The 26,606-nt window shown below is 73.3% G+C and carries 26 protein-coding genes and 1 pseudogene; 18 read left to right on the top strand and 9 right to left on the bottom strand.

What is annotated here, in order from left to right:
* The first annotated feature begins 66 nt into the window (after nucleotides 1–66).
* From ACLIN4_RS03145 to ACLIN4_RS03190, 10 genes and pseudogenes are all read left to right on the top strand, one after another.
* On the top strand, nucleotides 67–1,743 hold the full coding sequence (locus ACLIN4_RS03145) for an FAD-dependent oxidoreductase (RefSeq protein WP_100046409.1): 1,677 nt from the start codon (nucleotides 67–69) through the stop codon (nucleotides 1,741–1,743).
* The gene (locus tag ACLIN4_RS03150; RefSeq protein WP_290013951.1) at nucleotides 1,740–3,194 is read left to right on the top strand and encodes an ATP-binding protein; all 1,455 of its coding nucleotides are present in this window, start codon (nucleotides 1,740–1,742) and stop codon (nucleotides 3,192–3,194) included. Before ACLIN4_RS03145 ends, ACLIN4_RS03150 begins: the two co-directional genes overlap by 4 nt.
* Nucleotides 3,191–3,544, top strand: a complete 354-nt coding sequence (locus ACLIN4_RS03155) for a UBP-type zinc finger domain-containing protein (protein WP_107478296.1) — start codon at nucleotides 3,191–3,193, stop codon at nucleotides 3,542–3,544. Before ACLIN4_RS03150 ends, ACLIN4_RS03155 begins: the two co-directional genes overlap by 4 nt.
* 60 nt (nucleotides 3,545–3,604) lie before the next feature.
* Entirely contained in the window at nucleotides 3,605–6,559 is a 2,955-nt protein-coding gene (locus ACLIN4_RS03160; protein WP_411575468.1) for a helix-turn-helix transcriptional regulator, read from the top strand.
* Nucleotides 6,560–6,659: 100 nt separating this feature from the next.
* Nucleotides 6,660–7,948: pseudogene (locus ACLIN4_RS03165) on the top strand (CAP domain-containing protein).
* Nucleotides 7,949–8,027: 79 nt separating this feature from the next.
* The gene (locus ACLIN4_RS03170) at nucleotides 8,028–8,705 is read left to right on the top strand and encodes an AIM24 family protein (RefSeq protein WP_107479343.1); all 678 of its coding nucleotides are present in this window, start codon (nucleotides 8,028–8,030) and stop codon (nucleotides 8,703–8,705) included.
* Between the two features lie 146 nt (nucleotides 8,706–8,851).
* Nucleotides 8,852–9,811: a threonine/serine dehydratase gene (locus tag ACLIN4_RS03175; RefSeq protein ID WP_107479342.1), complete on the top strand. Its 960-nt coding sequence runs from the start codon at nucleotides 8,852–8,854 to the stop codon at nucleotides 9,809–9,811.
* Nucleotides 9,812–10,104: 293 nt separating this feature from the next.
* Nucleotides 10,105–11,736 (top strand): serine/threonine protein kinase, encoded by a 1,632-nt coding sequence (locus tag ACLIN4_RS03180; protein ID WP_289908499.1) that lies wholly within the window; start codon nucleotides 10,105–10,107, stop codon nucleotides 11,734–11,736.
* A gap of 45 nt (nucleotides 11,737–11,781) precedes the next feature.
* Entirely contained in the window at nucleotides 11,782–12,759 is a 978-nt protein-coding gene (locus ACLIN4_RS03185; protein ID WP_100046415.1) for an LLM class F420-dependent oxidoreductase, read from the top strand.
* A gap of 109 nt (nucleotides 12,760–12,868) precedes the next feature.
* On the top strand, nucleotides 12,869–13,294 hold the full coding sequence (locus tag ACLIN4_RS03190) for an SsgA family sporulation/cell division regulator (RefSeq protein ID WP_107479340.1): 426 nt from the start codon (nucleotides 12,869–12,871) through the stop codon (nucleotides 13,292–13,294).
* Nucleotides 13,295–13,304: 10 nt separating this feature from the next.
* On the opposite strand, the gene ACLIN4_RS03195 is transcribed toward ACLIN4_RS03190, so the two are convergent.
* On the bottom strand, nucleotides 13,305–13,802 hold the full coding sequence (locus ACLIN4_RS03195; protein WP_100046417.1) for a DUF6328 family protein: 498 nt from the start codon (nucleotides 13,800–13,802) through the stop codon (nucleotides 13,305–13,307).
* A 154-nt stretch (nucleotides 13,803–13,956) separates the two neighbouring features.
* Between ACLIN4_RS03195 and ACLIN4_RS03200 the strand changes: the two genes are divergently transcribed.
* Nucleotides 13,957–14,301, top strand: coding sequence for a hypothetical protein (locus ACLIN4_RS03200; protein ID WP_107479339.1), 345 nt, complete (start codon nucleotides 13,957–13,959; stop codon nucleotides 14,299–14,301).
* Between the two features lie 16 nt (nucleotides 14,302–14,317).
* On the opposite strand, the gene ACLIN4_RS03205 is transcribed toward ACLIN4_RS03200, so the two are convergent.
* The 4 genes from ACLIN4_RS03205 to ACLIN4_RS03220 form a co-directional block, all read right to left on the bottom strand.
* Nucleotides 14,318–15,301 (bottom strand): aldo/keto reductase, encoded by a 984-nt coding sequence (locus ACLIN4_RS03205; protein ID WP_289908498.1) that lies wholly within the window; start codon nucleotides 15,299–15,301, stop codon nucleotides 14,318–14,320.
* 61 nt (nucleotides 15,302–15,362) lie between these two features.
* Nucleotides 15,363–16,583 (bottom strand): FAD-dependent monooxygenase, encoded by a 1,221-nt coding sequence (locus ACLIN4_RS03210; RefSeq protein WP_382086476.1) that lies wholly within the window; start codon nucleotides 16,581–16,583, stop codon nucleotides 15,363–15,365.
* A gap of 117 nt (nucleotides 16,584–16,700) precedes the next feature.
* Complete coding sequence (locus ACLIN4_RS03215; RefSeq protein ID WP_107479336.1) at nucleotides 16,701–17,399, bottom strand: ribonuclease H family protein; 699 nt, start codon at nucleotides 17,397–17,399, stop codon at nucleotides 16,701–16,703.
* A 123-nt stretch (nucleotides 17,400–17,522) separates the two neighbouring features.
* Nucleotides 17,523–18,005 carry a VOC family protein gene (locus ACLIN4_RS03220; RefSeq protein ID WP_100046443.1) on the bottom strand — a complete coding sequence of 161 codons (483 nt, stop codon included), beginning with the start codon at nucleotides 18,003–18,005 and terminating at the stop codon, nucleotides 17,523–17,525.
* 251 nt (nucleotides 18,006–18,256) lie between these two features.
* Here ACLIN4_RS03220 and ACLIN4_RS03225 point away from each other — a divergent pair, with 251 nt between their 5' ends.
* Nucleotides 18,257–18,913 (top strand): ATP-dependent Clp protease proteolytic subunit, encoded by a 657-nt coding sequence (locus ACLIN4_RS03225; RefSeq protein WP_107479335.1) that lies wholly within the window; start codon nucleotides 18,257–18,259, stop codon nucleotides 18,911–18,913.
* The gene (locus ACLIN4_RS03230; RefSeq protein ID WP_100046423.1) at nucleotides 18,913–19,515 is read left to right on the top strand and encodes a ClpP family protease; all 603 of its coding nucleotides are present in this window, start codon (nucleotides 18,913–18,915) and stop codon (nucleotides 19,513–19,515) included. The genes ACLIN4_RS03225 and ACLIN4_RS03230 overlap by 1 nt, the downstream gene beginning before the upstream one ends.
* 49 nt (nucleotides 19,516–19,564) lie before the next feature.
* Here ACLIN4_RS03230 and ACLIN4_RS03235 read toward each other — a convergent pair whose 3' ends face one another.
* Nucleotides 19,565–19,993 carry a helix-turn-helix domain-containing protein gene (locus ACLIN4_RS03235; RefSeq protein ID WP_107479334.1) on the bottom strand — a complete coding sequence of 143 codons (429 nt, stop codon included), beginning with the start codon at nucleotides 19,991–19,993 and terminating at the stop codon, nucleotides 19,565–19,567.
* A 244-nt stretch (nucleotides 19,994–20,237) separates the two neighbouring features.
* On the opposite strand from ACLIN4_RS03235, the gene ACLIN4_RS03240 reads away from it, so the two are divergent.
* On the top strand, nucleotides 20,238–21,125 hold the full coding sequence (locus ACLIN4_RS03240; RefSeq protein ID WP_107479333.1) for an RNA polymerase sigma factor SigF: 888 nt from the start codon (nucleotides 20,238–20,240) through the stop codon (nucleotides 21,123–21,125).
* A 60-nt stretch (nucleotides 21,126–21,185) separates the two neighbouring features.
* Here the strand turns inward: ACLIN4_RS03240 and ACLIN4_RS03245 are convergent, their stop codons facing one another.
* On the bottom strand, nucleotides 21,186–21,641 hold the full coding sequence (locus ACLIN4_RS03245) for an ATP-binding protein (RefSeq protein WP_100046426.1): 456 nt from the start codon (nucleotides 21,639–21,641) through the stop codon (nucleotides 21,186–21,188).
* A gap of 156 nt (nucleotides 21,642–21,797) precedes the next feature.
* Between ACLIN4_RS03245 and ACLIN4_RS03250 the strand changes: the two genes are divergently transcribed.
* The 3 genes from ACLIN4_RS03250 (at nucleotide 21,798) to ACLIN4_RS03260 (ending at nucleotide 24,263) form a co-directional block, all read left to right on the top strand.
* Nucleotides 21,798–22,382 carry a PRC-barrel domain-containing protein gene (locus tag ACLIN4_RS03250; protein WP_107479332.1) on the top strand — a complete coding sequence of 195 codons (585 nt, stop codon included), beginning with the start codon at nucleotides 21,798–21,800 and terminating at the stop codon, nucleotides 22,380–22,382.
* Nucleotides 22,379–22,798, top strand: a complete 420-nt coding sequence (locus tag ACLIN4_RS03255) for a PRC-barrel domain-containing protein (RefSeq protein WP_381942212.1) — start codon at nucleotides 22,379–22,381, stop codon at nucleotides 22,796–22,798. Before ACLIN4_RS03250 ends, ACLIN4_RS03255 begins: the two co-directional genes overlap by 4 nt.
* A gap of 178 nt (nucleotides 22,799–22,976) precedes the next feature.
* Nucleotides 22,977–24,263, top strand: coding sequence for a streptophobe family protein (locus tag ACLIN4_RS03260; RefSeq protein WP_381942215.1), 1,287 nt, complete (start codon nucleotides 22,977–22,979; stop codon nucleotides 24,261–24,263).
* A 25-nt stretch (nucleotides 24,264–24,288) separates the two neighbouring features.
* Here the strand turns inward: ACLIN4_RS03260 and ACLIN4_RS03265 are convergent, their stop codons facing one another.
* Nucleotides 24,289–24,699, bottom strand: coding sequence for a hypothetical protein (locus tag ACLIN4_RS03265; RefSeq protein WP_100046430.1), 411 nt, complete (start codon nucleotides 24,697–24,699; stop codon nucleotides 24,289–24,291).
* A gap of 375 nt (nucleotides 24,700–25,074) precedes the next feature.
* Here ACLIN4_RS03265 and ACLIN4_RS03270 point away from each other — a divergent pair, with 375 nt between their 5' ends.
* The gene (locus ACLIN4_RS03270; protein ID WP_100046431.1) at nucleotides 25,075–25,455 is read left to right on the top strand and encodes a nuclear transport factor 2 family protein; all 381 of its coding nucleotides are present in this window, start codon (nucleotides 25,075–25,077) and stop codon (nucleotides 25,453–25,455) included.
* Between the two features lie 57 nt (nucleotides 25,456–25,512).
* Here the strand turns inward: ACLIN4_RS03270 and mgrA are convergent, their stop codons facing one another.
* A complete protein-coding gene (gene mgrA, locus ACLIN4_RS03275) occupies nucleotides 25,513–26,505 on the bottom strand; it encodes an L-glyceraldehyde 3-phosphate reductase (RefSeq protein WP_289908492.1) in 993 nt (330 codons plus the stop codon).
* Between the last annotated feature and the right edge of the window lie 101 nt (nucleotides 26,506–26,606).

The following is a 26,606-nucleotide window of genomic DNA, read 5'->3' on the forward strand; positions in this document are numbered from 1 at the left end:
GGCCTGAGGCCGGTGCGGTGACGGGGACGCCGTGCCGTGAACCCGGCCGTTCGACGTGGGGGACGCATGGCACAGGCCGACGGGGCGACGCGGACCGTCATCATGACCGTGGACGACGATCCGGGGGTCTCCCGCGCCGTCGCCCGGGATCTGCGGCGGCGCTACGGCGCCTCGTACCGGATCGTCCGGGCGGAGTCCGGCGAGTCGGCGCTCCAGGCGCTGCGTGAACTGAAACTGCGCGGCGACCTGGTGGCCGTGATCCTCGCCGACTACCGGATGCCGCAGATGAACGGCATCGAGTTCCTGGAACAGGCGCTGGACGTGTACCCGGGCGCCCGGCGCGTGCTGCTGACCGCGTACGCGGACACCGACGCGGCGATCGACGCGATCAACGTCGTCGACCTGGACCACTACCTGCTCAAGCCGTGGGACCCGCCCGAGGAGAAGCTCTACCCGGTCCTGGACGACCTCCTCCAGGCCTGGCGTGCGGGGGACCACCGTCCGGTGCCCAGCACCAAGGTCGTCGGCCACCGCTGGTCGGCGCGGTCCTCGGAGGTCCGGGAGTTCCTGGCCCGCAACCAGGTGCCCTACCGCTGGTACTCCTCGGACGAGCCGGAGGGGCGGCGGCTGCTGTCGGCGGCCGGGCAGGACGGGGAGCGGCTGCCGGTGGTGATCACGCCGGACGGGACGCCGCTGGTGGAGCCCGGCGCGACCGAGCTCGCCGCGCGGGTGGGCCTGGCGACGACCCCGGCCGCGGACTTCTACGACCTGGTGGTGATCGGCGGCGGACCGGCCGGGCTGGGCGCTGCCGTGTACGGGGCCTCGGAGGGGCTGCGGACGGTGCTGGTGGAGCGGTCGGCGACCGGCGGGCAGGCCGGGCAGAGCTCCCGCATCGAGAACTACCTGGGCTTTCCCGACGGCGTCTCGGGCGGCCAGCTCACCGAGCGGGCCCGGCGGCAGGCCGCGAAGTTCGGCGCCGAGATCCTCACCGCCCGCGAGGTGACCGGGCTGGAGGCGAGCGGGGCGGCGAGGATCGTGCGGTTCTCGGACGGCTCGGCGATCGCCGCGCACAGCGTGATCCTGGCGACCGGCGTCTCCTACCGGCAGCTCGCCGCACCGGGCACCGAGGACCTGACCGGCTGCGGGGTCTTCTACGGCTCCGCGCTGACCGAGGCCGCGGCCTGCCAGGACCACGACGTGTACATCGTGGGCGGCGCCAACTCGGCCGGGCAGGCGGCGATGTACCTGTCCCGCGGTGCCAAGTCCGTGACGCTGCTGGTGCGCGGCGACTCCCTGGCGGCGTCGATGTCGCACTACCTGATCCAGCAGATCGAGCAGACGCCCAACATCCGGGTGCGCTGCGGCACGGTCGTCGAGGGCGCGCACGGCGACGGGCACCTGGAGCGGCTGACGCTGCGCGACCCGGCGAGCGGGGAGAGCGAACTCGTCGACGCCCAGTGGCTGTTCGTGTTCATCGGCGCGGCCCCGCGGACGGAGTGGCTGGACGGAACGGTGCTGCGCGACGAACGCGGGTTCATCCTGGCCGGGCCCGACCTGACCTCCGACGGGCGGCCGCCCGCCGGCTGGGAGCTGGACCGGCCGCCGTACCACCTGGAGACCAGCGTGCCGGGCGTGTTCGTGGCGGGCGACGCCCGCGCCCGGTCCGCGAAGCGGGTCGCGTCCGCCGTAGGAGAGGGAGCCATGGCCGTGATGCTCGTCCACCGGTACCTGGAGCAGTCGTGAGCGGGCGGCCGATGCCGTGCAGTCCCCGGGAGATCGGGGAGCTGTTCCTGTTCGAGAAGCTGACGCCCGAGCAGCTCGGCCGACTGTGCGCCGAGGGCCGGGTGGAGCTGTTCGAGCCCGGTCCGGTGTACACCGAGGGCGAGGACGCGACGTGCTTCTACGTGATGCTGGAGGGATCGGTCGTCCTCTCCCGCAGGGTCGGCGGGGACGATGTGGAGACCAACCGCACCTCGCAGCGCGGGGTGTACGCGGGCGCGATGCAGGCCTACGTCGGTGACCGGGTGCCGCAGGTCTACAACAACTCCATGCGGGTCACCGAGCCGACGCGCTTCTTCGTCCTGCCCGCCGAGACGTTCGCGGCCGTGATGCGGGAGTGGTTCCCGATGGCGGTGCACCTGCTGGAGGGGCTGTTCTTCGGGTCCAAGAACACCCAGCGGACCATAGGGCAGCGCGAACGGCTGCTGGCGCTGGGCTCGTTGTCCGCCGGACTCACGCACGAGCTGAACAACCCGGCGGCGGCGGCCGTGCGGGCCACCTCGGCGCTGCGGGAGCGGGTGGCGAAGATGCGGCACAAGCTGGCCGTGATCGCCGAGGGGCCGTTCTCCCGCGACGCGCTCGCGGGGCTGATCGAGATACAGGAGCGCACGGCCGAGCGGGTCGCCAAGGCACCCTCGCTGACCCCGTTGGAGGCCGCCGACCGGGAGGACGCGCTCACCGACTGGCTGGAGGACCGCGGCATCGACCAGGGCTGGCAGCTCGCGCCGACCTTCGTGCAGGCCGGACTCGACACCGAGTGGCTGGAGCAGGTCGCGGCGGCCGTGGACGAGGAGATCCTGCCGGGGGCGGTCGGCTGGCTCAACTACACCGTCGAGACCGAGCTGCTGATGAACGAGATCGCGGACTCCACCGCCCGTATCTCGCACCTGGTCGACGCGGCCAAGCAGTACGCGCAGCTCGACCGGGCGCCGCACCGGACCGTCGACGTCCACGAACTGCTCGACAGCACCCTGGTGATGCTGTCCGGGAAGATCGGCCCCCGGATCGAGGTCGTCAAGGAGTACGACCGCACGGTGCCGAAGGTTCCGGCCTATCCGGCGGAACTCAACCAGGTGTGGACCAACCTGATCGACAACGCCGTCGCCGCGATGAACGCCACGGGCGGCGACGGCACGCTGACCGTGCGGACCGCGCTCCACCACGACCGGCTGCTGGTGGAGTTCCGCGACACCGGCGGCGGGATCGCCCCGGAGATCCGGGAACGCGTCTTCGACCCGTTCTTCACCACCAAGCCGGTGGGCGAGGGCACCGGGCTCGGCCTGGACATCTCCTGGCGGATCGTGGTCGACAAGCACCACGGCTCGCTCCAGGTCGAGTCCGTTCCGGGGGACACCCGTTTCCAGGTGCTCCTGCCCCTCACCGCCGTATCCGAACCGACCGAGGAGCCGGCATGACCAGCGACACCGGAATCGACCCCACCGTCCCGCCGAGCGGCACCGGCTGCGCCGAGTGCGACGCGGCCGGCGGCTGGTGGTTCCATCTGCGGCGCTGCGCGAGCTGCGGCCACGTCGGCTGCTGCGACAGCTCACCCGGACAGCACGCGACCGGCCACTACCGGTCCACCGGGCATCCACTGGTGCAGAGCTACGAGCCGGGCGAGGACTGGTTCTGGGACTACGCGGCCGGCGAGGTGCGGGAGTCCGGGCCCGAGCTCGCCCCGCCGGGCAGCCACCCCCAGGACCAGCCGTCCCCCGGTCCGGCGGGCCGGGTGCCGGACGACTGGGCGCGGACGCTGCGGCGCTGAGCACGGCGGGCGCGCTTCGCCCCCACGGGGGCTGCCGGACCCGCGTGCCAGGATGGGGGCGTGCCGCAGACCTCATTCACCAGCCCGCTCGTCGGCCGCGAGGACGAACTCGCGCGTCTCACCGGCGTACTGGAGCGCGCCCGCGCCGGTCAGGCCGGCGCGGTGCTGATCTCCGGGGACGCCGGCGTCGGCAAGACCCGGACCCTGGACGAGGTCGCCGCGCGGGCCGTCGCGGCCGGTACGACCGTGCTCACCGGGCACTGCGTCGACCTGGGCGACGTGGGCCTGCCGTACCTGCCGTTCACCGAGATCCTCGGCGTGCTGGCGGCCGACGAGCGCTTCGCCGCCGTGCTGGCCGGCCACCCGGTGGCCGACCGGCTGCTCGGCGGCGGCCCCGAGGACGCGGAGAGCGGGGACGCGGGCACGCGGTCGCGGCTGCGGCTGTTCGAGGGCGTGGCCGCGCTGTTGGCCGAGCTCTCCGACGTCGCCCCGCTGCTGCTGGTCCTGGAGGACCTGCACTGGGCCGACCAGTCCTCGCGTGACCTGCTGAGGTTCCTGCTCAGCCGGGGAGTCCTGCAACGCCCGGCGGGCGGGGCTCCCGGCCACCGCCTCGCGCTGTTCGCCTCGTACCGGGCGGACGACCTGCACCGCCGCCACCCGCTGCGGCCCCTGCTCGCCGAACTGGTGCGGTTGCCGGCCGTGGAGCGGCTGGAGCTGCGGCCGTTGCCCGACGCCGACGTGGCCCGGCTGGTGCGCTCGCTGCGCGAGCGGCCGCTGCCGGAGACGACCGTGCACCGGATCGTCGAACGCGCCGAGGGCAACGCCTTCTACGCCGAGGAGCTGGTCGCGGCCACGGACGCGCCCGCCCAGGGGGTGCCCAGCGGTCTGGCCGACGTCCTGCTCATCCGGTTCGAGCAGCTGTCGGAGACCGCCCAGCAGGTGCTGCGCACCGCCGCCGTCGCCGGGCGCAGGGTGGGGCACGAGCTGTTGCGGGACGCCGTCGGGCTTCCCGAGGAGGAGCTGGAGTCGGCGCTGCGGGAGGCCCTGGGGCGGCAGTTGCTCGTCTCCGGCGGCGGGGACACCTACTCGTTCCGGCACGCCCTCGCGCGCGAGGCGGTCTACGCCGACCTGCTGCCCGGGGAGCGGGCCCGGCTGCACGGCGCGTTCGCCCGGCTGCTCGGCGGTCCGGGCCGCCGGTCCGACAGCGCCGCCGAGCGCGCGCACCACTACCGCGCGAGCCACGATCTGCCGGAGGCGCTCGCCGCGTCCCTGGAAGCCGCGGACCACGCCCAGCACATCGGGGCGCCCGCCGAGGAGCTGCGGCACCTGGAGGCGGCCCTCGACCTGTGGTCGGCGGTCGACGCCGCCGACCGCCCCGCCGGCCCCGACGCGGTGACGCTCACGCTGCGCGCCTCGGCCGCCGCCGCACACGCCGGGGAGCTGCACCGAGCCGTCTCGCTCACCCGGTCCGCGCTGGCCGGACTCGGCCAGGACGCGGACCTGGAACTCGCCGCCCGCGTCCGCTACACGCTCGCCGGGAACCTGCTGCGCGTCGACAACCTGTCGGCCGCCTTCGCCCACAGCAGCGAGGCGTTCGCCCTGATCCCCGCCGAACCGCCGTCGCCGACGTGGGTGTGGGCCGCCGCGACGCACGTCATGGCTGCCCGTCAGGTCGGGGAGAACGAGATCGCTCTCCGGGTCGGCCGCCGGGCTCTGCGGGTCGCCGAGGACCTGGGGGTCGCCGACGCCCGGGCGGACCTCCTGATCTCCGTGCTCGGTCTCGAGGACGACAACCGGGCCACCTCGCGCGGCCGGGAGCGGCTGCTGGAGGCGAGGGGGCTGGCGCGCCGGGCGGGGAACGCGCCGGTGGAGTTGCGCGCCTTGTTCAACCTGGCGATCGGCTGCTTCGAGTCCGGCGAGCCGGCGGACTGTCTGCCCTGGGCGGCGGAGGGACTGGACCGGGCCCGCCGTTCCGGGCTGCTGTCCTCACCCTACGCCCGGGAGATGCGGTATCTGCGGCTGCTGGTGCGGTACACGCTGGGCCACTGGGACGAGTGCCTGCGCGAGGCCGCGGAGGACGCCGGTGCCCCGTCCGCAGCGGGCGCCCACACCGTCGCGCCGGGCCTCTACGTGGCGCTGGCGCGCGGCGACTTCGGGGCCGCCGACCGCGCCCGGGCCCTGTTGGAGGGGCCGTTCGACTGGATGGCCACGCTCGTCGCGGGCATCGTACTGACCGACGCCGCCGCGTTGCGCCAGGACACGGAGGAGGCCGTGCGCTGGGCCCGGTCCACCGTCGGGACGCTGACCGACGACGCGGGCACGCCGCCCGCCGCCACCGTCCGCCTCTCCGCGCTCGCACTGTCCGCGGTCGCGGACGCCGTCGTCGGGCTGCGCGCGGCCGGCGACGAGGCGGGGGTCCGCCGCTGGACGGACACCGCGGCCGAACTCCTGGAGCAGGCTCGCCGGTCCGCGGGCCAGGGGGACGACCGGCCGCAGGGTCCGGAGGGACAGGCGTGGCTGGCCCGCGCCGAGGCCGAGTGGATCCGGCTCGTCTCCGGGCCCGACCCGGCGGCCTGGCAGCGGGCGGTGGCCGGCTTCGCGTACGGAGACGTGTACGAACGGGCCCGGTGCCGGCTGCGGCTGGCCGAGGCGCTGCTCGCGGCCGGCCGCCGTGCGGAGGCGGCCGACGAGGCCGGCATCGCGCGACGGGAGGCCGACCGGCTCGGCGCTGCGCCGCTGCGCGAGCGGCTGGACGACCTGGTGCGCCGCGCCCGGCCGGCGGACACCGGGGACCGTGCCACGCCGCTGACCGCCCGCGAGCGGGACGTGCTGCGGCTCCTCGCCCTGGGGCGCAGCAACCGTCAGATCGGCGAGGAGCTGTTCATCACCGCGAAGACGGCGAGCGTCCACGTCTCCAACATCCTCGCCAAGCTGGGGGCGGCGAGCCGCACGGAGGCGGTGGCGGTCGCCTACCGGCAGGGCCTGATCGCACCGGAGACTGCGGGTTCGGGCTGACCCGGCCGCTCGGCCGTCCGCCGGGAACCCCTGCTGTCCGGCGGACGTTGACCCGGCAGCCGACACCCGCAGGAGCACCGACCGGGAGGCAGCGCGGCAGATGAGTGAGCTGGTGCCCGGGGGCAACATCCCCCTGCCGGGCGGACCCGTGAGCGTGCGGGTGCCCGGCGCCTTCGACGTGTCGGCGCTCGTCACGGACGACGGCGGCAAGGTGGACGGGGACGGCGACTTCGTCTTCTACAACCAGCCACGGGTTCCTGGCGCGCGTCTGCGGGACGACACGCTCACCGTCGATCCGGCGCGGCTGCGCCCGGGTGCCACCCGCGTGACGGTGGCGGTAAGCCCCTCGGACCCGGGCACCGATCTCGGCGCACTCCCCTCCCCCACCCTCCACGTCACCGACGCGCGCGGGCGCGCGCTGGCGCGGTTCACGCCCGTCCGCCCCCGCCGGGAGACCGTGCTGCTGCTCGTGGAGTTCTACCGGCGCGGCGAGGGCTGGAAGCTGCGCGCCCTGGGGCAGGGCTACGCCGACGGACTCGCCGGGCTCGCCCGGGACTTCGGGGTGGACGTCGTCGACGAGGCACCCGAGGAGCCGCCCGGTCGGGCACCGGCCGCCGATGCCGACGGTTTCCTGGCCCTGGTCAACTCCGCACGGTCGGCGGCCGGTTCCCGTCCCGTCTTTGCCGACGCCCGCCTGGTGTCGGCGGCCCGGGCGCACGCCGCCGCGATGGCCGCCGCCGGCACGCTGAGCGTCGAGACCCGCGACGCGTCTCCGTGCACCAGCGCGTCGTCTTGGCGGGGTACACGTATCTCACCGTGGGCGAGCACCTGGTCTCCGGCCCGCGCACGCCCGCCGAATTCGTCACGTACTGCCTGCGCGCCGAGCGGACCCGCCGCACGCTGCACGACGCCGCCTTCACGCACGCCGGGTGGGCGTACGCGGCCGGCCCCTCGGGCGACACGTACTGGACCGCGCTGTGGGCCGTGCCGTTCACGCCGGACGGGCTGGCGCGCACGACGGCCGAGGTCGTCGACCGCACCAACCGGGAACGGGGCCGGGCCGGGCTGCGCGCGCTGGCCGTCGACCCGCGGCTCACCGCCGCCGCCCAGGCGCACAGCGCCGACATGGTGGCCCGCGACTTCTACTCCCACACCGATCCGGACGGCGGCGCGCCCTGGGACCGGGCCGCCGCCGCGGGTGCCGCCCGGCGCACGGTCGGCGAGAACATAGCCTGCGGCCAGCGCTCCGCCGCCGACGTGGTGGAGGGCTGGATGAACAGTCCCGGGCACCGGGCCAACATCCTCGAGGCCGACTTCACCCACATCGGGATCGGCCTCGCCGGCGGCGGCCGGGCCGGTACGTACTGGACCCAGCTCTTCGGCGGCTGAGCGCGGCCGATACCGGCCGCGCCGGCCCGGGCACCGCGCGATCTTGGCGGAACGGGACGCTCCGGGCCAGGATGCATCCATGAAGGGTGACCTCTTTTCCAGCGAGCACATGGTGCAGCCCGCCACCGCGCCGGGCATGACCGTCGAGAACTCCAAGTGCATCCGTTACACGGTGAACGGCGAGATGCTGGCGCGGCAGGGCGCGATGGTCGCCTACCGCGGCAACCTACAGTTCGAGCGCAAGGGCCAGGGCGTGGGCGGCATGCTCAAGCGCGCGGTCACCGGGGAGGGGCTGCCCCTGATGGCGGTGCGCGGGCAGGGCGAGGCCTGGTTCGCGCACGAGGCGCAGAACTGCTTCGTCGTGGACGTGGAGCCCGGTGACGAGTTCACGGTCAACGGCCGCAACGTCCTGTGTTTCGACCCGTCGTTGTCGTACAGCATCTCCACGGTCAAGGGCTCCGGCATCGCCGGCGGCGGGCTGTTCAACAGCGTCTTCACCGGGCAGGGCAGGCTGGGCCTGATCTGCGAGGGCAACCCGCTGGTGATCCCGGTCTCGCCCCAGTACCCGGTCTACGTCGACACGGACGCGATCGTCGGCTGGTCCGCGGGGCTGGCGACCTCGCTGCACCGCTCGCAGTCCATCGGCTCCATGCTGCGCGGCGGTTCCGGGGAGGCCGTGCAGCTGGTGCTCCAGGGTGAGGGGTTCGTCGTCGTACGGCCGAGCGAGGCGACGCCGCAGAAGACGCAGCAGCACTGAGGCGACCCGTCCGTCACCGGCAGACCGTACCGGTCGGCCTGCCGCGCCGAGACCCCTGAGGCCCCGGGAGCGTGTTGACCTGGGGCACCTCGCGCGAAAGGGTGCCAGGGGCGCGGACGGGCGCCCGGGCCGGAAGGAAGACTGCCTTGATCGGGATCACGGACATCGAAGCCGCGGCCGAGCGGATCGCCGGACACGTCGTACGCACCCCGACCGTGCCCAGCCCCGGGCTGTCCGCGCTGCTCGGGGCACCGGTCACCGCGAAGCTGGAGCTGCTCCAGCGCACCGGCTCCTTCAAGGCGCGCGGCGCGACGGCGAAGCTGCTGTCACTCACCGAGGCCGAGCGGGCCGCCGGGGTCGTCGCGGTCAGCGGCGGCAACCACGGCATCGCGGTGGCGGTCATGGCCGCCGCGCTCGACGTGAAGGCCACCGTGGTCATGCCGCGTACGGCACCGGCCCGTTCCGTGGAGACCGCCGAGGAGGCGGGCGCGCTGGTGCGGCTCACCGACGGGATGGACAGCGCCTTCGCGCTCGTGTCCCGGCTGCGCGAGGAGGGGCTGACCCTGGTGCACCCCTTCGACGACCCCGTGGTGGTCGCCGGACAGGGCACCGTGGGGCTGGAATTCGCCGAGGACGCCGGGGAGCTCACCGACGTCCTCGTGAGCATCGGGGGCGGCGGGCTGATCGCGGGCGTGGCGGCGGCGCTGCGGGCACGGCGGCCGGACGTGCGGATCTGGGGTGTGGAGACCGAGGGCGCGGAGGCCATGTCCCAGGCGCTGGCGGCGGGTGGTCCGCTGTCCGTGCCCCTGTCGTCGATCGTCACGACGCTCAGCGCTCCGGCCGTCTCGCAGCTGACGTACGAGCATGTGTCGGCGCTGGTCACCGAGGTGTTCGTGGTGCCGGACCGGGAGGCGGTCGAGGGTTCGCTGGCGCTCGCCGAACACGGGAAGGTCTGGACCGAGCCGGCCGCCGGATGTCTGCTGCCCGCGGCCCGGCGGGTGGTGGAGCGGGTGGGGGACGGCGCCAGGATCGGGCTGGTGGTCTGCGGCGGTAACGCCACGGCGGCCGACATGACGGGCTGGGCGGACCGCTTCGGGCTGCGCTGACGGACTTTTCCCGCGCGAGATCCGCATTTACCGCGGGTTACCAGCAGGTCGGTCCCGGATTTCCGGAGTCGCGCGACCGGTGGCGGAAATCTCGGGGCCGACCACACGCGCGAGCTGCCCAGTTCAGGGGCGACGCACGCCCCCATGCCGCTTTTCACGCATTCGCGCCCGCGCGCGTGTTGACCGCTTTGGAGAAGGACCGGAATTCACTCTGTTTCGCGTATTCGTTGAACGCGACCCGGCCCGCGCACCGTACCTCTGGGCAAGCCGAGAGCCGGCGGTGCGAACGAGGGATGGCCATGGGCAGGGCGCGCGTCTCCACACACGACTTGATCGCCGGACGGTACCGCCTTCTCGAGGTCGTCCACCGTGAGACGAACCGCGTCTCCTGGTCCGGGGAGGACGCCCACACGGGCCGCCCGTGCCTGGTCGCGCAGACGGCGCTGCCCGAGGAGGGGGAACAGGCCGGCGAGACGGCGCGCCGGACCACCGGCCGAGTGGTCCGTACCTGCGAGAGCATGCAGGCGCTGTGCCCCGGACGGGTCGCCGAGGTGGTCGACGCGGTGGTGGAGGACGGCGTCCTGTGGACGGTGACCGAGTGGGTCGGCGGTGTTCCGCTCGGTGAACTCCTGGAGCGCCACGGCACGTTCAACTACGTACGGGCGGCGCGCATCGGTCTGGAGCTGCTGGACGTGCTGGAGGCGGCGCACGGCCACGGCATCACGCACGGCGAGCTGAGCCCGGGGAAGGTGTTCGTGCGCGAGGAGGGCACGGTCGTCGTCACCGGCTTCGGGCTGGCCGGCGCCACCCTCGCCCCGCGGCTGACCGCGCCCTCGTACGCCTCGCCCGAGCAGGCCCGCGACGAGCGGATCGGGCCCGCGGCCGACCTGTGGACGCTGGGCGCGATCCTCTACACGATGGTGGAGGGTCGTCCGCCGTTCCGTGACCGGGGCCGGCCCGAGACGACGCTGCGGGGCGTGGACCGCCTCCCGCTGCGCACCCCGGTGCGCGCCGGTCCGCTCGCGCAGGCCGTGCAGGGGCTGCTGCGCAAGAACTCCAGGGAGCGGCTGACCCGCCCGGTGGTCCGTGAGGCCCTCACCCGGGTGCTGACCGAGGACCCCGACACGGCCGTTCGCGACGTGCCCCGGCCCCGGCTGCGGGGCGCGTGCGCCGCCGCCCGGCACGCGAGCCGCGAGTGGAGCCGGCGGACGATGATCGCCGGCACCGCGCTGGCCGTCGTCACCGTCACGGTCGCCGTCCTGGCGGCCACCCACGGGCTGCCCGGCACCGGCGGCGACTCGGCCACCGGGTCCGGCCGGCGCCCGTCGGTCCCCGCGTCACCGCCCGCCGGAGACACGACGCCCTCCTCCCCCGCTCCCCCGCCGAGCGGGTCCCCGCCCGCCTCTCCCGCTCCCTCGGCCTCGCCCTCCCGGCCCGGCGGCTCCGTCCCGGCCGGGTTCCGCCGGTACGAAGCGCCGGAGGGCTTCTCAGTGGCCCTCCCCGAGGGCTGGCGCCGGCTGGACACCTCCCGGGCGCCGGACGGGGCCTACCGGGTCGTCCTGGGCGCGGCCGGCGACCCGCGCGCCCTCGCGGTCACCTACAGCGAGCGCGCCGGCCAGGATCCCGTGGCGGTGTGGCGCGACGACGTCGAACCGGGACTGCGGCGGTCGGACGGCGAGTACCGCCGGATCGGTGGGATCCGGGCGACGACGTACCGGGGCCGCGAGGCGGCGGACATGGAATGGGTCGCCCAGGACGACGGCGCCCTGCTGCGCACTTTCGGCCGCGGATTCCTGCTCGGCGCGGGGCGCAGCTTCTCGCTGCGCTGGACGGCGCCCGCGGACGACTGGGACGCCACGGCGAACGAGAAGGCGCTCGCCACCGTGCTCGACACGTTCCGGGAGGGCACGGACCGGCGCGCGTGAGCACCAGGGCCGTTTTCGCTCCGTCCCGCCGGGGACTCGCCGGTCATGGTGCAAATCGGATACACGATGATGACCGAGCAGGCCGGCCCCCGTGAGCTCGTCGGCCATGTGGTGCGCGCCGAGGAGGTGGGGTTCGACTTCTCGGTGACCTCGGACCACTACTTCCCGTGGCTGCGCGCGCAGGGCCACTCGCCGTACGCGTGGAGCGTGCTGGGCGCGGCGGCGCAGGCGACCTCCCGCATCCCGCTGATGACCTACGTGACGTGTCCGACGTTCCGCTACCACCCGGCGGTGGTGGCGCAGAAGGCGGCGACGGTGCAGTTGCTGTCCGAGGGCCGGTTCCGGCTGGGGCTCGGCTCGGGCGAGAACCTGAACGAGCACGTGGTGGGCGGCGGCTGGCCGTCGGTCGACGTACGGCACGAGATGCTCCAGGAGGCCGTGGAGATCATCCGGGCGCTGTTCGAGGGCGGCCACGTGAACCACCGCGGCACGCACTTCGACGTGGAGTCGGCGCGGCTGTGGGACGTGCCGGACAGCCCGCCGCCCATCGGCATCGCCGTCTCCGGGGAGCGCTCCTGCAAGCTCGCCGGCGAGCACGCCGACCTGTTGATCGCCACCGAGCCCAAGCAGGGGCTGCTGGAGTCCTTCGACCGGCACGGCGGCAGCGGCAAGCCACGCGTCGGCCAGCTGCCGGTGTCCTACGACCCCGACCGGGACACGGCGATCAAGCGTGCCCACGCGCAGTTCCGCTGGTTCGGCAGCGGCTGGAAGGTCAACTCGGAACTTCCGCACCCGGACTCCTTCGAGGCGGCCACCCAGTTCGTCACCCCGGACGACGTCGCCGAGTCGATCCCGTGCGGCGACGACCCGGACGCCTTCGTGGCGGCCGTACGCCCCTATGCCGAGGCCGGGTTCACCGAGATCGCCCTGGTGCAGATCGGCGGCGAGACCCAACCCGCCTTCCTGGACTGGTCGGAGAAGACCCTGCTGCCCGCACTCCGCGAGGCGCTGGGCGGCTCGTGACGTCCGGCCGGGAAACCCGGCCGGTGACGATTCACCCGTCCGACTGAGCATCTTGTGGACGCGCGGGGTACTAGAGGGCTCTACGTCCGTTTCCCTGGAGGCTCCTGTCGTGAACTCCCTCGTGCGCAAGACGCTGGTCGTGCAGCTCCAGGCGGGCGACGCCGAACGCTGCCCGGTGCTCGCCCACCTCGGCTACGACGCGGCGGACCCGTTCGCGCTCACCGTGGTGTTCAGCCACGACGGCCGCGTGCTCGCCCGCTGGACGCTGGACCGGGAGATGGTGGGCGACGGACTGACCCGTCCGGTCGGTGTGGGGGACGTGCGGCTGCGGCCCGAGTCGCGGGGCGTGTGGGACGAGTTGCGCATCGAACTGCTCGGCGACGCCCGGCCGGACGGCGAGCGCCACCGCGCCGTGGTGTTCGTGTGGGCGGCGGCTGTCGAGGCCTTCCTGCGCGAGACGTACGACGTGGTCCGTCCGGGGCGGGAGGAAGTGCGCGTCGACGACTTCCTCGCGGAGCTGATGGCCGAGGGCTGACCGCCCGCCCTCAGCGGGACGTGTGGCGGTACCGGGTCCACAGCGGGATCCCGAACCAGCACAGCAGGTACCAGAAGACGACGCCGGCCACGAGGTAGGGCACGAAACCGTCGTCGGTCGCGACGCGCAGGATCAGCAGGAGCGAGCAGGCCGTCGTCGCGAGCAGCAGCACGAGGCCGAGCACGGTCAGCCGGGATGCCCACCGCACCGCCTGCGGCTTCACGCGCCGCCCCGAGACGAGGCGGTGCAGGGAGACCGGCCCGATCAGGGCGCCGGTCGTCACGGCGCCGAGGACGACCGTGATCAGGTAGATCATCTGGTCGGTGTCCGAGAGGTCGTCGTACTTGGGCTGGAACACGACGGTGAGCAGGAAGCCGAACAGGATCTGTACGCCCATCTGCGCGACGCGGACCTCCTGGATCAGCTCCGTCCACATCCGGTCCGCCCGCTCCTCCTCGGTCTCGTTGCGCCCTCTGCGCCGCACCGACCCCTCAGCCGCGTCCGTCACGTTTCCTCCCGTTGCCGTGGCCTGCGTCCTCTTCCCTCTTCCCGGGTTCCCCACCCTCAGGCGCCCTGTCGGCGCGACGGGCTCACGGTTTGAGTGATCGGGAGACGGTTACACGGGCCGGGACCGATGCAGGCTGCCGGGAGGATGGCGAAGGATGTCCGACACTCAGCTCACCGTGACGCTCAGCGGCGGCGGCGTGGACGACGCGCGGGCGGTCGTCCGCGCACTGGAGGACGTCTTCGGGGCGCCCGACGCCATGCCGGCCGACGAGCGCGCGACAGTGCGCACCGCGACCTTCGACTCCCCGGACACTCCGGAGGCGTCCACGCGGTCCCGGGCGGGCGCCCCGCTGTCCGCGCCGGTGACGGTCACCGTGCAGGGGACGCCGCAGGCCGTCGAGGCGGCGAGCCGGACCCTGGCCCACGCCTTCAGCACCCGGAACGAGGGCGCGGCCTCCGGCGACCAGGAGCGGGAACGGCAGTTGCTCCTGGTGCCGTGAGGCGGGTGACCGACCGCTACCAGCGGCCCTCGACCTGGTCCTTGATCCGGCGGTCGTAGAGGTCACGGACGGCCGCGAGGGTCTGATCGGACAGCTCCGGAAGCCGGGCGGCTTCCGTGTTGGCGCGGGCCTGCTCCGGTGAACGGGCGCCGGGGATCACGGTGGTCACGCCGGGCTGCTGGATGATCCAGCGCAGCGCCAGCTGGGCCGGGGTGTATCCCTCGGGGGCGAGCGCGGCGAACTCCGCGGCGGCTTCCACACCGGTGGCGAAGTCGACGCCGGAGAAGGTCTCGCCCTGGTCGAAGGCCTCGCCGTGCCGGTTGAAGTTGCGGTGGTCGTTGGCGGCGAAGACCGTGTCCCGGGTGTACTTGCCGGACAGCAGGCCGGAGGCCAGCGGCACTCGCGCGATGATGCCGACGCCGGCCTCGCGGGCCGCCGGAAGGACCTCGCGCAGCGGCTTCATCCGGAACGGGTTGAGGATGATCTGCACGCTCGCCACGTTCGGCCGGGCGATCGCGGTCAGCGCCTCCTCGCAGGTCTCCACGCTGACGCCGTAGGCGGCGACGCGCTCCTCCTCGACCAGGGTGTCCAGGGCGTCGAAGACCTCGTCGCTGGAGTAGACGGGGGTGGGCGGGCAGTGGAGCTGCACCAGGTCGATGACGTCGACGCCGAGGTTGCGGCGGGAGCGGTCGTTCCACTCCCGGAAGTTGTCGAGTACGTAGTTCTGCGGGATCTGCTCGACCCGGCGGCCCATCTTGGTGGCGACCAGCACGTGCAGGTCGGGCCGGCCGCGCAGGAACGTGGCGATGGTCTCCTCGCTGCGTCCGTCGCCGTAGACGTCGGCGGTGTCGAAGAAGGTCACCCCGGATTCGGCCGCCGCCTCCAGCACCGTGAGTGCTTCCTTGTCATCGACGTCTCCCCAGTCCGCGCCGAGTTGCCAGGTGCCGAGGCCGATCACCGAGGCGTGCTGGTGCGACCTGTCGAATGTGCGCTCGTCCATGCGCGCCAGTCTGTCATCCGGTGCCTTCCCGCACCGCCTCGGGACGGTGCGGGAAGGCGGTTCAGCCGCGGGCGGCCAGGTTCCGCGCCTGCACCGTCCGCGCGATCCTGGATCCCAGCGTGCGCTTGAGGCGCCGCAGCGCCTGCGACTGTCCGGCCGCGCGGTCGATCCGGTAGTACAACCTGGGCGGGACGTGCGGCAGCAGCGGCGAGTGGCGCTGGCCGAGCAGGGCGAACATCTCCTGCGGGGGGAGCCCGATGTAGCGGGGCAGGTTCTCGTACCACCGGGCGCTGTAGCGGGCCGCGCTCTGCACCGGCAGCAGGGCCGCTCTGCGTTCGCGTTCGTAGCGGGCGAGGGCGCCCTGGAGGGTGTCCGGCTCGCGGAGTGCGGTGGCCAGGGCCATGGCGTCCTCCAGGGCGAGGGTGGTGCCGGCGCCGATGGAGTAGTGCGTGGTGTGGGCGGCGTCGCCGAGCAGGACGAGGTTGTCGCGGGACCAGGTGCGGTTGGTGAGGGTGCGGAAGGTCAGCCACGAGGCACCGGCGCCGGAACCGGCCCGGCGGCCGGTGAGCGGGTGGCCGTCCAGGACGTCGGCGAACAGCTTCTCCAGCAGGATCAGCCCCTCGGCCTCGTCGGCCCGGTCCAGCCCGAGCCCGGTCCAGGTCTCGGGCGCGCACTCGACGACGCAGGTGCTGCCCTCGGGGCCGTAGCCGTAACCGTACGCCCAGATCCAGCCGTGCTCGGTCTCGGTGAAGGCGAAGGTGAACGCGTCGAACACCTTGGTGGTGCCGAGCCAGATGTAGTGGTTGCGCCCCGCCCGGACCTCGGTGCCGAAGTGCCCGGCGTGCCGGGTGCGCACGGCGCTGCCCACTCCGTCGGCCGCCACGACGAGGTCGGCTTCGGGGAGCCGGTCGGCGGTGATCTCGTGCTCGTGCTCCAGGCGCACGCCCAGGGAGCGGGCGCGGGCGGCGAGGATCTCCAGGAGCCGGTGGCGGCCGATGCCGAAGCCCTCGTCGCCGCGGTGCCGGACGGCCCGGTCGCCCACGTGGGCGACGCCGTCGCGCCAGCGGACGGAGTGCTCCTCGACGGCGCGCGCGGAGTGGGGGTCGTGCTCGTGGAGCCGGTCGAGCAGACCGCGCCAGTAGGTCACGCCCCAGCCGTAGGTGGACCCCTCGGGATTGCGCTCGTGGACGGTGATGTCGTGGGACGGGTCCTGCCGTTTCAGCAGGATCGACAGGTACAGGCCGGCGGGCCCGCCGCCGACGCAGGCGACCTTCACATTCACCCCTGGAATGCACTCAAAACGGGCATAACGCTACGCAGAGTACAGAGGAGTGGGACGGTGTCGCGTGACCCGCCCGGCGCGGGTCGCGCGCCGGGCGGCCGTCCGACGCTCCCGCCGCTAGCCCGCCGCGGCCGTGCGGCACTCCGGGTGGCCCCAGCCCTGGTCGTTCTTCGCGATGGACTCACCGGCCGCGTACGACCGGCCGCACAGGCAGCGCCCGGGGAACTTCGCCTTGATGGTGCGCGCCGAGCCGCCGCCGCTCTTGCGGGCGGTGCCCGCTCCCCGGCGCGGTGCCTTCTTCGCCGGGACGTCCGGTGCGGGCGGCGGCTCGGGGGAGCCGAGTTCGCTGCCCGCGGGCTCCTGCACGACGGCCGCCTGGCTGGCGGCACGGTCGGCGAAGTCGTTGAGCCGGTCGCCGTCGACCTGGTGGGCGGGCACGTAGCGGAAGTCGACCGAGCGGCCGTCGAGCAGTTCGTCGATGCGCACGACCAGCTCCTGGTTGGCGACCGGCTTGCCGGCCGCCGTCTTCCAGCCGTTGCGCTTCCAGCCGGGCAGCCAGGTGGTGACGGCCTTCATGGCGTACTGCGAGTCCATCCGGACCTCGAGGGGCACGCCGGGGTCGGTCGCGGCCAGCAGGCGCTCCAGCGCCGTGAGTTCGGCGATGTTGTTGGTGGCCCGGCCCAGCGGCCCGGCCTCCCAGCGCACCGGGGTCTCCGACGCGTCGGCGACGACCCAGGCCCAGCCGGCCGGGCCCGGGTTTCCCTTCGAAGCCCCGTCGCACGCGGCCACAACACGTTCAAGCATGCGCCCGATCATGCCATGGCGCGGCGGGGTGTCCGGACCGGGTTCCGGAGACCGCCGTGACCTTCGCGTCTCCCCCCTCGGTCCGCGTGACGCCGACCACCGGAACCAGGCGCGGTCGCCGTGGTGCGCGACGGTTCACTCCCCGGCGTATGCCTTCTCGAGTGCGGCGATGTCGAGCTTGCGCATCGACATCATGGCCTGGTTGGCCCGCGCGACCTTCGTGGCGTCGGGGTCGCGGAACATCTCCTCGAGCCGGCCCGGGACGACCTGCCAGGAGACGCCGAACCGGTCCTTGACCCAGCCGCAGGGGCCCTCCTCGCCGCCGTTCTCCGTGAGCCTGGCCCAGTAGTGGTCGACCTCCTCCTGGTCGTCGCAGGTGATCTGGAAGGAGATCGCCTCGTTGAACCGGAACTCCGGACCGCCGTTGAGGGCGACGAACCGCTGGCCGTTGGCCGTGAAGTCGACGGTGAGCACGGTGCCGGCGGGCTGGTGCGCCCCTTCGGGGTAGCGGGTGACGGCACCGATGCCGGAGTTCTTGAAGAGGGAGACGTAGAAGTGGGCGGCCTCCTCCGCCTGGCCGTCGAACCAGAGACACGTGGTGAATCCGTCGGTGTTCATGAGTACCTCCCGGGCGCGGAACACGGTCACCACTGTCGACCGTCGGGATCCGGAGAACTCATCGGTGGCGCGCGCCCCGTCCCGGGCCTCCCGGCACGCTCCGCCCGGACGCTCCGGCCGGACGCTCTGCCCGTGGCGAATCTGCCGCGGGCAGAGAAAGGGCTCTTCGCCGCCGCGGCGGGCCAAGAGTGGAGGAAACGCGGCGGCAACGGCCGCGTACGACTCGCCCGACGACTCGACAAGGAGCGCCGATGTCTCCACTCATCACCGGTCGCGCGCCGGCCGCACTGCCCCGGGCGGAGGAGGGCGACACCCCTCCCTCCCGGTTCGACGACCACCTGGCCGCGCAGTTGCTCGCGCAGCGGATCGTGCTGCTGGGCACCCAGGTCGACGAGGTCTCCGCGAACCGGGTCTGCGCCCAGCTGCTGATCCTTTCCGCGGAGGACCCGCGCACCGACATCAGCCTGTACATCAACAGCCCCGGCGGCTCGGTGCACGCGGGGCTCGCCATCTACGACACCATGCGGCTGATCCCCAACGACGTGTCGACGCTCGCCATGGGGTTCGCCGCCAGCATGGGACAGTTCCTGCTGAGCGTCGGCACCCCCGGCAAGCGGTACGCCCTGCCGAACGCGCGCGTCATGATGCACCAGCCGTCGGGGGGCATCGGCGGCACCACCGCCGACATCGAGATCCAGGCGGAAAGCCTGGAGTTCACCAAGCGGACCATCGAGCGGATCACCGCGGAGCACACCGGCCAGACTCCGGAGACCATCTCCCGGGACGGCGACCGGGACCGCTGGTTCACGGCCGAGGAGGCCAGGGAGTACGGGATGGTGGACCGGGTCCTGGAGTCCCTCGCGGACGTCCGCCCGGCCGCCGCGCGACCGAGGATGGGACTGCGGTGATGGGGAGCTACACGATTCCGAACGTCGTCGAGCGGACCCCGCAGGGCGAGCGGTCCTTCGACGTCTTCAGCCGGCTGCTGAACGAGCGGATCATCTTTCTGGGCACCGAGATCGACGACGGCGTCGCCAACGTGGTCATCGCGCAGCTCCTCCATCTGGAGTCGGCGGCCCCGGAGAGCGAGATCGCCGTCTACATCAACTCCCCCGGCGGCTCCTTCACGTCACTGATGGCCATCTACGACACGATGACGTTCGTCCAGGCGCCGATCTCCACGTTCTGCGTCGGGCAGGCGGCCTCCACCGCGGCGGTGCTGCTGGCCGGCGGTGATCCGGGGCGTCGGTTCGTGCTGGAGCACGCGCGGGTCCTGCTCGGCCAGCCGGCCTCCGGCGGACAGCGCGGCACGGCCTCCGACCTGGCGCTCCGGGCCAAGGAGATGGTGCGGATCCGGGCGCAGGTCGAGGAGGTGCTGGCCCGGCACACGCACCACGACACGGCGACACTGCGCGCGGACATGGACCGCGACAAGGTGTTCACCGCCGAGGAGGCGGTGGCGTACGGGCTGGCCGACGAGGTGCTCAGCCGGCGACTGGTGCGGGTGTGAGCGACGGGACGGCGCCGCGCGGTCCGCGGGGCGCCGTCCCGTGCGGCGGTCAGGCGGCCAGGCACATCCCGTCGAACCGGGCGCCGGACGCACCGGGCCCCCGGCCGGGGCCGGAGTGCCGGGAGGCGAGCCGGACCAGCTCTCCCTGAGCCCGCGCCAGCAGGTCGCCGAGGCCCAGTCCGAGGGCGCCCGCGGCGGCGGCCAACACCTCCGAGGACGCCTCCTTGCGACCGCGCTCCACCTCGGAGAGGTACGGCATGGAGATCCGGGCGGTCTCCGCGACCTCCTTCAGGGTGCGTTCCTGGGCGAGGCGCTCCTGCCGCAGGATGCCGCCCACAAGATCGCGCCACAAGGGCTCACGGACGGCGGGCCGCCTTCGTTCCACAGCCGTCGGCGGAGCGGTGGGGCGGGCCTGAGGGCGCGTGGCCCGGGGGCGCATGGGAATGACGCGGGCTTCGTTCGGCACGTGGCTGGTCACCTCCTCAGCCTAGGATCCCGGCCGGGCGGCGGAAGGGGGCGGCGTTCAGCCCAGAGGGAAATCCCCGGGTGCCGGTCGCGGCCGGCGGGGCTACCCTGGGGACGGACACATCACTCCGCGAAGGCGCCGCGGCACCCGATTTCCGCCTCCCGTGAAAATGAGAGGCATGTGCCGCAGCCACCCGGGTATCCGCAAGCGGGAAGAGCCTAGGGAGACGCCAACCGTGACTTTCGTGGGAGAGGTAATGGAGACCGCCGTGATCCGGCCGGAAGCGCAGGTCGTCGAAGAGACCACCGGGAGCGGGACGGATGACGGATCACTGCCGGGTGGCGTGGACCCCCGCACCGTGGCTCCGCGTGACGCACGGCAGCTGTCGCGTCAGTTCTTCCAGCGCCTGACGGAACTCGAAGAGGGCACGCACGAGTACCAGTACGCGCGCAACACCCTGATCGAGATGAACATGTCGCTCGTGCGGTTCGCCGCCGGCCGCTTCCGCGGTCGCGGGGACGACATGGAGGACATCGTCCAGACCGGCATGATCGGCCTCATCAAGGCCATCGACCGGTTCGAGCTGTCGCGCGAGGTGGAGTTCACGTCCTTCGCGCTGCCGTACATCGTCGGCGAGATCAAGCGGTTCTTCCGGGACACCACGTGGGCGGTGCACGTGCCGCGGCGGCTCCAGGAGCTGCGCGTGGAGCTCGCCAAGGCCCGCGAGGAACTCTCCTCCCGCCTGGACCGCGAGCCCACCGTCGCCGAACTCGCCACGCTGATGAACATCAGCGAGAACGAGGTGATCGAGGGACAGATCGCGTCCAACGGCTACAACTCCTCCTCGCTGGACGCGGCACTGACCGGCGACGGACCCGACAGCGGCGAGTCGGTGCTGGCCGACTTCATCGGCGTGGAGGAGGACGGGCTGCGGCTCGTCGAGGACTTCCACTCGCTCGCCCCGCTGATGGCCGAGCTCAGTGAGCGGGACCGGCAGATCATCCACATGCGGTTCGTCGAGGAGGCCACCCAGGCGGAGATCGGCGAACAGCTCGGCTGCTCGCAGATGCACGTGTCCCGGCTGATCAAGCGGATCATCACCCGGCTGCGCGAGGGCATGCTGGGCGAGCTGGGCTGCGCCTGAGGGAAACCCGGGAAGCGGACGCGACAAGCCGCCCCACACACCGGAAGTGGGGCGGTGCGTTCACGCCTCGGTGAGGGGCACCAGGGCCTTGACCCGCTTCCCGACCGGCACGCGTTCGACGACGACCGCCTCCGCCAGGGCGTGGACGATCTCCAGCCCGTGCCGGCCGACGCGCTCGGGATCACGGGGGTAACGCTCGGGCACGGCGCCGCTGCTGTCGTAGACGGTGACGGCCACCGAGGCGGGCGTGCCCTCCAGCTCCAGGATGTACGGCCCCTTGCTGTGTCGGTCCGCGTTGGTGATCAGCTCGCTCACCACCAGCAGCACCGCGCCGTCGGCCCGCGGGCCGATCGTGGCGCACCACTCGGTCCTGAGCCGGTCGAGGAAGAGCGAGGCGAAGGAACGTGCCTGCGCTATGCACCCCGGTTCACCGGAGTAGTGTGCCGCCCGCCTCAGCGGCTCAACGGGTACGTCGAAACCAGTCGGTATCACTGCCCCGTCCAGGTACTCGGTCATGCGTTTCTCTCTCGGAAGCCGGACTGGCCGGACGCTGCTGCACCTGTCCTCGTACCCCGGACCCGGCCTCGCAGTCCCCCTGCGCTCGTACTGCGGGCATCGTCACAGTGGCGCGGGGAACCCGGGTGGCGGGAGAGGGTGCGGGAAGGGCGTGCGATGAACGAACTGATGGCCGCGCGAAGCATCACCACCCGGCCGGTGGTCACCCTCGGCGGCGATGCCGTCGCCCACGTCAAGGACACCGTATGCGACGCCGACGCGAGCCGGATCACCGGTTTCACCCTGAGCGGGCGGGGGCTGCTGTCGGGCCCGCTGAAGGAGGGTCTGCCCTGGTCGGCGGTGTGGGCGCTGGGGCACGACGCGGTGATGATCCGCGACCGGCGGGGCCTGGTGAGCGCCGCGGCCATGACGGCGCCGCAGCAGACGCTCCGGGCCCGGGTCCTGGGGGCGCGGGTCCTCACGGAGGCCGGTGACGAGGTCGGCACCGTGCTCGACGTCGTGGTGGAAGGCGGCACCGGTGGGTGGGTCGTCGGTTTCCGGGTGGCGGCGAGCAGAGGCTTCGTTCCGGGCCGGACCCGGCACCGGCGCCGGGTGTACGTGCCGCGCGGCGAGTCGCTCACGGTCTCCGGCCGGTCCCTCGTCCTGCCCGGGGCGGCCGTCCGGCACGTCGCCGACGATCTCCCCGGTTTCACGGCCCTGGTCGGCGGTGTTCCCGGCCCGTGGAAGGGCTCCCTGCCGTGATGCTGTTCACCGAGGTGCGGGGGCTGCCGGTCCTGGCGCCGGCCCGGGCCGGGCGGATCGGCACCGTGACGTCCCTGGCCGTCGACGTCGCGTCCGGCGCGGTGAGCCACGTCCGGTTCCGCGGGGGCCGTCTGCGCGGCGAGACGGTGCTGCCCTGGGAGGCGGTGCGCTCGATCGGCCCGGGCGCCCTCCGGGTCGAGTCCGCCGACGCCGCCCCGGGCACCGGCCCGCCGTGCCACGACCTGCTGGACCGTCGGGTCCTGACCGACGCGGGCACCGAACACGGCACGGTGCTGGACGTGGCGTTCGACACGGAGACGGGACGTCTCCTCGCGGTCTTCACGACCCGGGGCGAAGTACCGGCGAACCGGCTGCTGGGCCTCGGCGACCACGCCCTCGTCGTCCGGGCGGGCTGAGCCAGGGCGCCGGGCGGTCCCCCGGTCCCCGGGTGGGCCGGGCTGACGCACGGCGCCCGTGGCCCCGGGTGGGCCGTGCGGTGCGTCGGCCGGCCGGGGGCTGCCCGATGGTGCGGCCGGCGGACGCGGACGGTCCTTCCGGCGCGCGCCCGCGGCCGGTGCTGCTTAGCGTGGCAGCGTGAGTTCGCGAACCCCACCCGGCACGACGGGACAGGCGGTCGCCCGTCATGGCTGGCCGCAGGCCCTGGTCACGGTGGTGGCCGGGCTGGTCGCCATGTGGGTGGTGGCCGCGCTCGGGCTGTGGGCGGCCGGCGCCGCGGACCTGCCCGACAACGCCTTCCCCCGGGTCGTCACGGCGACCGTCGTCACCGCCGTGGGCGGTGCGCTGGAACTGTCCGGTGACGCCGGAGGGTTCGCCGACACCGACGCGGGGCTGACCGTGCTCCCGCTGTCCGTCACCCTGACCGGCGCGCTGGTGATCGCCCGGGGCTTTCTGCGACCGCTGCGCCACCGGGCCGTCACCGGCACCCCGGAACTGGCCGGGTGGGCCGGACGCATCGCCGTGCTGTGGCTGCTCGCCCTCCTCGGCTCGGCCTTCGCCGCCCGCCAGACCTTCGAGGTCTCCCTCGGCGAAGGCGTCCTGGACGACCTCGGCGACCTGTTCGGCGTCACTCCGACGGTCGGCTTCACCACGGACGTGCCGCTGACCGTCCTCTTCGGGCTGCTGTGGCTGGCCGGGGTGCTCGTGACGGCTCTACTGGTCTCGCGCGGGGCGCCGTTGCCCGGGCGGCTGCTGCGGCTGCGGACGTCGGTGCGGCCGGCGGCGTACGCGATGGTCGTGTTGCTGCTCGCGTACGTCGTCGTCGGCCTCGTCGTCGGGCTGGTCGTCGCGGCGACGCGGGGGCACCCCGCCGACACCTTCGCCGTCCTGCTGCTCGGTCTGCCGAACCTGGCGTGGCTCGCGCTGGCGATCGGCCTCGGTGCCACCTGGGACGGGCGCGTGGAGGGACCGTTCGGGCTGCCGATGCCGCAGGTGCTCGACGAGGTGCTGCGCGGGCCGGACGTCTCGACGCTGAACGTGGGCACGCTCGCCGAGCACGACGGGCGGATGTGGTGGCTCGTGGTCGTCGCGGCGGTGCTGCTCCTGGCGGCCGGGGTCGTCCTCGCCTCCCGCTCCCCGACCCGGGTGCCGGCCTGGCTGCACGCCGTGCACATGGCCGTGGCGCTGGCGCTGACGGTTCTCGTGATCGGGCTCGTCGGCCGGATCTCCGCGCACTACGGCCTGTCGGTGCTCGGCATCGGCGACCTGGGCGGCGGACTGTCCGGACGGCTCTTCCTGCGGCCGCGTCCGTGGAGTGCGGCCGGTCTCGCACTGTTGTGGGGGTTCGTCGCCGGGTTCCTCGGCGCGTCGCTCGCGCGGTGGGCGGGCCGGCGCGGTGGCAGGAGCTCCACTCGGTCCGGATGACACCGTCGGAGGGCGCTCGGGCGGCTCAGGCGACGGGGACGACCAGGGGCGGGGACGCCCGCTGCATGCGCAGCGCGTCCACGGACTCCGCCATGAGTTCGTACTCGGTGGTGTCGTCGCTGGTGGCGATGCGCACCAGGCGCCCCGCGGCCAACTCGTCGGCGACCCTCTCCTGTTGGACGTCGTCGGCGCACCATGCGCGCATGACACGCGGCACGTCGGGAGCGTCGTCGGCGACCGGAGTCAGGGCGCCGCGCGGTAAGTGGGGGGTGTCGGGCTGCGGATCGAGCCGCTCGGCGATCCAGGACGCGCGGTCGCGCAGCCACCACAGGGCGAGGGCGAGGGTGGGAGCCCGGTAGGTTCCCAGGGGTACACCGATGCGCCGGCCGTCACAGACACCGTAGGCGGTGACATGGCACAGGAACTCGTCGTGCACTGCTCCCCTCCCCCCGTCGCCTGCCCCTGCCGGTCGGGCACGGCGTCCGTGCGGCTCGTGTGCTGTGCGTGAGGACGCTGTCGCATGGTGTGAGACGCCCTAGAGGTGAGTATGTTCACTACTGAACCACTGTCACCATGAATTTCCGGCCAGTCTCCTGGCATATTCACGGCACTTGATGGCCGAAAACCCGCGGCGCGCGATCCCGTCTCCATCCCCCCGGGCGCGCCCTCTTCCCGGCCTCGGAGGCGCGCCCGCATGACCTCCGGGGTAATCGACGGCGCGGACGGGTGCGGGCATGGTTGAGCTACCGGGTCGCCGCGACCGGCATCCGGTACCCGACCTGCGTGTTCGCACCGATGGAGGCTGATCGACATGTCCGCAACCACTCGCCGCTACGAGGACGCCGTCGCCCGCTACTTCGAGGCCTGGAACGCCGGGCCGGACGCCCTGGCCAAGGCGGTCGCCGCGGCCTGGACCAATGACGGCGGCTACACCGACCCCCTGGCGGACGTCCGCGGCCACGAGCAGATCGCCGCCGTGATCACGGCGGCGCACGAGCAGTTCCCGGGCTTCGTCTTCCGGCTGTCGGGTGCCGTGGACGGGCACCACGACACGGCGCGCTTCTCCTGGGAACTGGTGAGCGAGGCCGACGGCTCGGCACCCGTGGCCGGATCCGACGTCATCACGCTGGACGGCGAGGACCGGATCCGGTCCGTGTTCGGCTTCCTCGACCGGGTGCCCGCCGGAGCGTGACCCTCGGCGGCGACCGGTTCCGCCGCTCCTTTCGAGGAGCGGCTCGGCCGAGCGCCCCTACCGCGTGACGATCTCGTCGATGCCGGCCAGTTCGTCGGCGTCGAAGTCCAGGTTCCCGATGGCCGACACGCTGTCCTCCAGCTGCCGCGGGCTGCTCGCGCCGACCAGGGCGGACGTCACGCGGCCCTCGCGCAGCACCCACGCCAGGGCCATCTGGGCCAGCGACTGGCCGCGGGACTTGGCGATCTCGTCCAGGGCGCGGAGCTTGCCCACCAGTTCCCCGGTGACCGCGTCGGAGTTCAGGAAGGGGCTGTCGCTCGCGGCGCGCGAGTCCTCCGGGATGCCGTCGAGGTAGCGGCCCGTCAGCAGACCCTGTTCCAACGGGGAGTAGGCGATGGAGCCGACCCGCAGCTCGTCGAGGGCGTCCAGGAGGCCGCTGGTCTCGGGGCGGCGGTCGAGCATCGAGTAGCGCGGCTGGTGGATCAGCAGCGGGGTGCCCAGCTCGGCGAGGATGCGGGCGGCCTCGCGGGTCTGCTCCGGCGAGTAGTTGGAGACGCCGACGTAGAGCGCCTTGCCCTGCTGCACCGCCGTGTGCAGTGCGCCCATCGTCTCCTCCAGGGGAGTGTCCGGGTCGGGGCGGTGCGAGTAGAAGATGTCGACGTACTCCAGGCCCATCCGGGACAGGCTCTGGTCGAGGGAGGAGAGCAGGTACTTGCGCGAGCCCCACTCGCCGTACGGGCCGGGCCACATCAGATAGCCGGCCTTGGTGGAGATGACCAGCTCGTCGCGGTACGGCGCGAAGTCGGCCCGCAGCGCCTCGCCGAGGGCGGACTCGGCGGAGCCGGGCGGCGGGCCGTAGTTGTTGGCGAGGTCGAAGTGGGTGACGCCGAGGTCGAAGGCGCGGCGGAGGATGGCGCGCTGGGTCTCGACGGGGCGGTCGGGGCCGAAGTTGTGCCACAGGCCGAGCGAGAGCGCGGGCAGCTTCAGGCCGCTGCGTCCGGTGCGCCGGTAGGGCATCTCCGCGTAGCGGTCGGGGTGTGCGGTGTACAACGCGACTCCAGAGGGGTTGGCACCCGGGTACGGGGCATGTGTGTAACCGCCTCCCACTCTGGCGTGACCTGCGAGCAGTGGTCCAACAGAAGAATCCGATG

Source organism: Streptomyces mutabilis, assembly GCF_046628145.1.
Classification (GTDB): domain Bacteria; phylum Actinomycetota; class Actinomycetes; order Streptomycetales; family Streptomycetaceae; genus Streptomyces; species Streptomyces mutabilis.

Bases quoted from the DNA above. Each gene is read 5' to 3' on its own strand.
- ACLIN4_RS03225 (WP_107479335.1), top strand. From the start codon at position 18,257: ATGTCTCCACTCATCACCGGTCGCGCGCCGGCCGCACTGCCCCGGGCG.
- ACLIN4_RS03205 (WP_289908498.1), bottom strand. From the start codon at position 15,301: ATGGACGAGCGCACATTCGACAGGTCGCACCAGCACGCCTCGGTGATC.
- ACLIN4_RS03240 (WP_107479333.1), top strand. From the start codon at position 20,238: ATGGAGACCGCCGTGATCCGGCCGGAAGCGCAGGTCGTCGAAGAGACC.
- ACLIN4_RS03200 (WP_107479339.1), top strand. From the start codon at position 13,957: ATGTCCGACACTCAGCTCACCGTGACGCTCAGCGGCGGCGGCGTGGAC.
- ACLIN4_RS03145 (WP_100046409.1), top strand. From the start codon at position 67: ATGGCACAGGCCGACGGGGCGACGCGGACCGTCATCATGACCGTGGAC.
- ACLIN4_RS03215 (WP_107479336.1), bottom strand. From the start codon at position 17,399: ATGATCGGGCGCATGCTTGAACGTGTTGTGGCCGCGTGCGACGGGGCT.
- ACLIN4_RS03170 (WP_107479343.1), top strand. From the start codon at position 8,028: ATGAAGGGTGACCTCTTTTCCAGCGAGCACATGGTGCAGCCCGCCACC.
- ACLIN4_RS03220 (WP_100046443.1), bottom strand. From the start codon at position 18,005: ATGAACACCGACGGATTCACCACGTGTCTCTGGTTCGACGGCCAGGCG.
- ACLIN4_RS03250 (WP_107479332.1), top strand. From the start codon at position 21,798: ATGAACGAACTGATGGCCGCGCGAAGCATCACCACCCGGCCGGTGGTC.
- ACLIN4_RS03180 (WP_289908499.1), top strand. From the start codon at position 10,105: ATGGCCATGGGCAGGGCGCGCGTCTCCACACACGACTTGATCGCCGGA.
- ACLIN4_RS03245 (WP_100046426.1), bottom strand. From the start codon at position 21,641: ATGACCGAGTACCTGGACGGGGCAGTGATACCGACTGGTTTCGACGTA.
- ACLIN4_RS03230 (WP_100046423.1), top strand. From the start codon at position 18,913: ATGGGGAGCTACACGATTCCGAACGTCGTCGAGCGGACCCCGCAGGGC.
- ACLIN4_RS03155 (WP_107478296.1), top strand. From the start codon at position 3,191: ATGACCAGCGACACCGGAATCGACCCCACCGTCCCGCCGAGCGGCACC.
- ACLIN4_RS03185 (WP_100046415.1), top strand. From the start codon at position 11,782: ATGGTGCAAATCGGATACACGATGATGACCGAGCAGGCCGGCCCCCGT.
- ACLIN4_RS03270 (WP_100046431.1), top strand. From the start codon at position 25,075: ATGTCCGCAACCACTCGCCGCTACGAGGACGCCGTCGCCCGCTACTTC.